A 3,360-nucleotide genomic window follows, 5' to 3' on the forward strand; every position below is an offset into this window, starting at 1 on the left:
CCTGCCCGCGTACAAGACACCGGTCCGCAAGCAGCCGACGAACAGCACCTCGATCGTGATGCTCATGCTGCTGCTCACGGCACCGGCGGTGCTGGCGGCCGCCATCCTTCGCCCCCGATCCCGCTAGCTGACGGAGACCCATGTCGGAATGGCTTGTCCTGTCCCTCGCCATGGCCGCCGCCTGCGCGGTCGTCGTGGCCATCGTCCTCATCAACAACCGCCGCGTGCCGGCGGACGACGATCCCTCCGAAAGCCCTGACGTCCTCGAATACATGACGATGATGATCGGCGTGGTCTACGCGATCGTGCTGGGCCTGGCCATCGCGGGCGTCTGGGAGGCGCGCGGCGGCGCCCAGGAGTCCGTACGCCAGGAGGCGCAGGCCCTGCACGAGGTGCAGGCCCGGTCCGCGGTCTACCCGGCCGAGGTGCGCGACCGTATCCGGGGCGACGTCGACGCGTACGTCGGTTACGTGGTCAACACCGAGTGGCCCCACATGTCGGAGCACAACAGCCTCAGCGGCAAGGGCACGGCGCTGCTGGAGCAGGTCCGGCGGAGCGTCACCGACTACGTGCCGGCCGACGACCACGAGGCGCAGGCGTATCAGCCGCTGGTCGACCAGGTGGCGGCGGCCGACGACGCGCGGGGCGCCAGGGGCGAGAACGCGGGGGCGACCATGCCGGGGGTCGTCTGGTTCGGCCTCATCATCGGCGCCGTCGTGACCGTGGGGCTGATCTTCACGCTCCAGATCCGCCGCACCTGGCGGGAACTGCTCCTGGCGGGGCTGTTCAGTGCCCTGATCGCCTTCCTGCTCTTCCTGATCTGGGACTTCGACGCGCCGTACGGCCGGGGCATCGCGGCGACGGCGGCGCCGTTCGTCGACCTGTTCCCGCACATCCGTACGTAGGCCACGTCCGGGGACAGACCCCTCGGTCGCCGGACGGGCCCCAGCCGCGGCCCGTCCGGCGACCGGACACAGGGGCGGGCCAGTCGGGTGACATGACAACCCGTTCGCCCGACTGAGATCGCGGCTGTGGTAGGGCGCTCCTAGCGTGCCGGGTATCGAGGTGCATTTCCCGCCATCCGCGGAAATCAGTTCCGCACTGCGCCTCGGAGACCCGGAGGATTGTCCATGCGCGCGATACGTGCCGCGTCCGCCGCTCTGCTGGGAGCGGCCGCACTCGCACTGACTACGCCTGCCGTGGCCATGGCCACGGCGGCGGCCCCTGTCACACCGTTCGGTTTCGCCGTCACCCCCTCGGTGATCGCGGCCGGCGGCCAGGTGACCCTCACGGTCACCGGTTGCAGCAGCACCGCCACCGCCGAGTCCGGAGTGTTCGACGACACCGTCATCCCCTCCGGGGGATCGGCGCGCGCCTCCATCTTCTGGGACGCCAAGCCCGGCGCGATGTACGAGGTGACCTTCTCGTGCAACGGCGAGGAAGGCACCACCGATCTCACCATCGCGGGCGGCACCCCGGCCCCGACGCCCACCCCGACCCGGACGTCGACCTCCACCCCGACGCGGACGCCGAGCCCGGCCTCGACGCGGACGCCGACCTCCAGCTCGACGGCGATCGCGCCTCCCGGTGGTGTCAAGGGCGGACTCGGCGGCAGCTTCATCGGCATGAACGGCACGGAGCTGGCGATCGGCACCGGCTTGGTGGCCGCGGCGGCCCTCGGCACCGTGCTGGTCGTACGGCGCCGCTCGGCGAACCGTCTGCGCTGACCGGCGGCCGGCACCGGTCATTCGTCGACAACGTCCGAACGCCCGTCGCCCCAAGTCCTGTTCGGGACTCGGGGGGACGGGCGTTCGCCGTGAGGATGTCCGGCCGGTCAGACCAGCGAGTCGCTCGTACGACGACGGCGGGCGATGAAGTACGTGCCACCGACCGCTGCCGTGGCGACCAGACCGGCGCCGACCCCCATCTCGGTCGAGCTCGGGCCGATGGAGCCGCCGAGGCCACCCTCCGCGCCCTGGCCGGCGAGCACCCGGAATCGGTGGGTCGCGATGCGGCTGTTGTCGCTGCACTTGACCGACAGGTTGTAGTCGCCCGGTGTGGCGTGGTTGTGGATACGGGCCCTGGCCTCCGAGTGACCCGAGGAGTTCACCGACAGCTCCGCCCTGGGGAAGGCGTTGGACGTGACGGTGCCGCCGTGGCCGCAGCCCTCGACCTTGATGTGCAGCGTGCCGCCCTGGTGGACGGCGAACGGGTTGACGGTGATGTCCCTCGGACCGTTGGTGGCCCCGGCCAGCGGGGCGGAGAGCGCCACGGCGGCGCAGGCCGCGGCAGTCACCATGAGAGCGCGTGAAGCACGCATCGTTGAGCCTCCAGCGGAAGACGCCCCAAAGCGGTGCTCCGGGAAATTCGACGAGTACGCCCTCCATGACGAACCATCACCGGCCAGCACATCCGACGCATTTCGGCACTGGTCCACCCCGGTGAGGCGACACGCCGACAGAACGCGTCCGGACCTGACGGACCCGCAGGTCACAGACCGTCAGGAGTTTTATATGACGACTACTCGAATGGGGCAGTTGGCCCGGCACGGACGGCCGCACCACCCATTCGCCCTCCAGTTCTCGCCGACCCGGACCACCGCGCCTAACGTGCGTACCAGGCGCCCACGAAGGGAGAAACATGGGCCTGGACCACCGCGGCCCGGAGTCGAGGAGACGCTCGCCCTGGGGCGTTCTGGCTCTTGTCATGCTCTCTGGTCTCGCACTGATGCGGAACGGGGCCGATGTCTCCCTCGGGCCGCCCCAGCCTGCCTCGGCGGCGGCGCTGGACACCCGGCAGGAGGCGGTGACCGAGCCGGCGACCGTCCCCATCGTGAAGCCGCTGCCGTACGCGCCCATGTCCCGCGTGACGATTCCGGCGATCAAGGTCGACGCACCCGTGATGGACGTGGGGCTCGACCCGGAGGGCTGGATCGCCGCCCCGCCGCCGCAGGACGCCAACATGGCGGGCTGGTACCAGAACGGCGTCGCCCCCGGCCAGCGCGGCACCGCGGTCGTCGTGGGCCATGTCGACAACCAGGCGGGCCCCGCGGTCTTCTACGGCCTGGGCTCGCTGACCAAGGGCGAGCACATCGAGGTGACCCGCTTCGACGAGCGGGTGGCGGTGTTCGAGATCTACGGGGTGGAGGTCTTCTCCAAGAACGACTTCCCGGGGGCGCGGGTGTACGGCGACACCGGCCACTCCGAACTGCGGGTGATCACCTGCGGCGGCGGCTACTCGAAGGCGGGCGGCTACGACGGCAACGTCGTGGTCTTCGCCCGGCTGGTGGAGACCCGCTGAGGGGTCGGCCGAATCCTCTTACGGAGGGCGGGTGGGACGGCGCGCGCGCCGTCCCACCCC

Annotated in this window: 4 protein-coding genes; 3 read left to right on the top strand and 1 reads right to left on the bottom strand. The window is 70.7% G+C overall.

Annotated features, from left to right (window positions below; translation table 11 throughout):
• The first annotated feature begins 140 nt into the window (after window positions 1-140).
• Window positions 141-905, top strand: coding sequence for a bestrophin-like domain (locus P3L51_RS35600; RefSeq protein WP_354609507.1), 765 nt, complete (start codon window positions 141-143; stop codon window positions 903-905).
• 225 nt (window positions 906-1,130) lie between these two features.
• The gene (locus tag P3L51_RS35605; RefSeq protein ID WP_354609508.1) at window positions 1,131-1,727 is read left to right on the top strand and encodes a hypothetical protein; all 597 of its coding nucleotides are present in this window, start codon (window positions 1,131-1,133) and stop codon (window positions 1,725-1,727) included.
• Window positions 1,728-1,834: 107 nt separating this feature from the next.
• Here the strand turns inward: P3L51_RS35605 and P3L51_RS35610 are convergent, their stop codons facing one another.
• Complete coding sequence (locus tag P3L51_RS35610; protein ID WP_354609509.1) at window positions 1,835-2,320, bottom strand: hypothetical protein; 486 nt, start codon at window positions 2,318-2,320, stop codon at window positions 1,835-1,837.
• A 320-nt stretch (window positions 2,321-2,640) separates the two neighbouring features.
• Here P3L51_RS35610 and P3L51_RS35615 point away from each other — a divergent pair, with 320 nt between their 5' ends.
• Complete coding sequence (locus P3L51_RS35615) at window positions 2,641-3,300, top strand: class F sortase (protein ID WP_354609510.1); 660 nt, start codon at window positions 2,641-2,643, stop codon at window positions 3,298-3,300.
• Window positions 3,301-3,360: the final 60 nt, after the last annotated feature.

It is taken from the genome of Streptomyces panacea, assembly GCF_040560175.1.
Classification (GTDB): Bacteria; Actinomycetota; Actinomycetes; order Streptomycetales; family Streptomycetaceae; genus Streptomyces; species Streptomyces panacea.

Bases quoted from the DNA above. Each gene is read 5' to 3' on its own strand.
- P3L51_RS35600 (WP_354609507.1), top strand. From the start codon at position 141: ATGTCGGAATGGCTTGTCCTGTCCCTCGCCATGGCCGCCGCCTGCGCG.
- P3L51_RS35605 (WP_354609508.1), top strand. From the start codon at position 1,131: ATGCGCGCGATACGTGCCGCGTCCGCCGCTCTGCTGGGAGCGGCCGCA.
- P3L51_RS35610 (WP_354609509.1), bottom strand. From the start codon at position 2,320: ATGCGTGCTTCACGCGCTCTCATGGTGACTGCCGCGGCCTGCGCCGCC.
- P3L51_RS35615 (WP_354609510.1), top strand. From the start codon at position 2,641: ATGGGCCTGGACCACCGCGGCCCGGAGTCGAGGAGACGCTCGCCCTGG.